The 1,623-nt window shown below is 60.5% G+C and carries 3 protein-coding genes; all 3 read left to right on the top strand.

What is annotated here, in order from left to right; translation table 11 throughout:
* A partial coding sequence (locus GEU01_RS21590) for a Tn3 family transposase (RefSeq protein WP_019087292.1) occupies positions 1-693 on the top strand: 693 nt, incomplete at its 5' end.
* Positions 694-987: 294 nt separating this feature from the next.
* Positions 988-1,158, top strand: coding sequence for a hypothetical protein (locus tag GEU01_RS26620; RefSeq protein ID WP_019087655.1), 171 nt, complete (start codon positions 988-990; stop codon positions 1,156-1,158).
* A gap of 151 nt (positions 1,159-1,309) precedes the next feature.
* Positions 1,310-1,623 (top strand): helix-turn-helix domain-containing protein (locus GEU01_RS21600; protein WP_019087064.1); only part of this gene is annotated, 314 nt, incomplete at its 3' end.

Consider the following 1,623-nt stretch of genomic DNA (forward strand, 5'->3'; position numbering starts at 1 on the left):
GGCCGCCGCGTCCGCCAGCATTTTGCCGACACGGGTGGCTTTACCGATCATGTGTTCGCCGCCAGCTCCTTGCTCGGCTACAGGTTCGCACCGCGTATCCGAGATCTCTCTCAGAAAAGACTCTATGCCTTCACGCCCAACGCGACGCCCGCCAATGTGCGAGCGCTGGTTGGCGGCAAAATCAATGAACCGCTCATCGAGCGCAACTGGCCCGACATCCTGCGCGTCACGGCAACGATCGCAGCGGGCATCGTCGCCCCCAGCCAGATTCTTCGCAAGCTCGCTTCCTACCCGCGCCAGAATGAGCTGGCCCTCGCATTGCGGGAGATCGGTCGCATCGAGCGCACCCTGTTCATGATCGACTGGATTCTCGACGCCGGTCTCCGGCGCCAGGCTCAGATCGGTCTCAACAAGGGCGAGGCCCATCATGCCCTCAAGCGCGCCATCAGCTTCCATCGTCGAGGTGAGATACGCGACCGCTCAGGCGAAGGGCAGCACTATCGTATTGCCGGCATGAACCTGCTCGCCGCCATCATCATCTTCTGGAACACCATGAAACTCGGGGAGGTCGTGGACAGACGCGCCGTGGACGGCATCATCATCCCGCCTGATCTCCTCGCCCATGTCTCACCGCTGGGATGGGAACACATCAACCTCACCGGCGAATATCGCTGGCCTAAATCCTTAGCGTAGGATTTCGCCCCCTCCCGCAAACGACCCCCCCATGCCTTCACCGCTTCATCACTGATGAACAATCCGGCATCAGCCTGGGCCAGTGCCCGGCGTGTCGCTTCGTTCTTTTCGGCTTCCCGATCGGAATGACCTGTTTCCATGATGGTGTTCCTCCCAGGCCGGATCATCAGGCCCGTTCCGGTCTGTGTCCACGTGTTTCTGGTGACCGCAGCGCCCGAGAACCCTGTGCGTCATCGACAATGTCCATGTTCGATGGGATCAGGACGTTTCGCTGAAGCAGGGGAAGGGAGGGATATGAGTTTTCCGGCCACAGGAAGCCCGCAGATAATTATTACGTTATCGTTACATAAGGTGGGCACAGATATACGCTCGCTCACCGCAATCATGGATGCCCGCCAGTGCGGAGAGATCACAGCCGATGAAATGATCGCCCAGATCCGGCTGATATCTCAACAGGAAGACTGAGTTTTTCTTGCTTCGGCAGAGAACATTGGGAGCCTGTGGTAGAATCCTGTCATCGGGAATTGAGTTATACCAAAGGACGTAGCCACTGACTCGTGTGTGAAGTGACAAACGGCGCTGGCTCTGATTCTCTTGATGCGGGAGGATCTGGCTGATGACGAGGGCGGTGAAGCTACGGGATGACTATTCGGCCTCTGATCTGAGGCGACTTGCGGCGCGTAGCCGGCAGGCGAACGCTGCGCGCCGGCTTCTGGCCCTGGCAGCAATCCGTGACGGGGCGAGCCGGACGGATGCGGCCCGCGTGGGCGGCATGGACCGCCAGACGCTGCGGGACTGGGTCCACCGCTTCAATGCTGAAGGGCCGGATGGCCTGCGCGATTATCAGCATCCGGGACCAGCCTGCCGTTTGAACGGGGCACAGCAGGCCGAACTGAAGGCGCTGGTCGAGGCCGGGCCCGATCGGCAGCG

It is taken from the genome of Komagataeibacter europaeus LMG 18890 (genome assembly GCF_000285295.1).
Taxonomy (GTDB): domain Bacteria; phylum Pseudomonadota; class Alphaproteobacteria; order Acetobacterales; family Acetobacteraceae; genus Komagataeibacter; species Komagataeibacter europaeus.

Coding starts and splice junctions, on each gene's coding strand:
- GEU01_RS26620 (WP_019087655.1), top strand. CDS start 988: ATGAGTTTTCCGGCCACAGGAAGCCCGCAGATAATTATTACGTTATCG.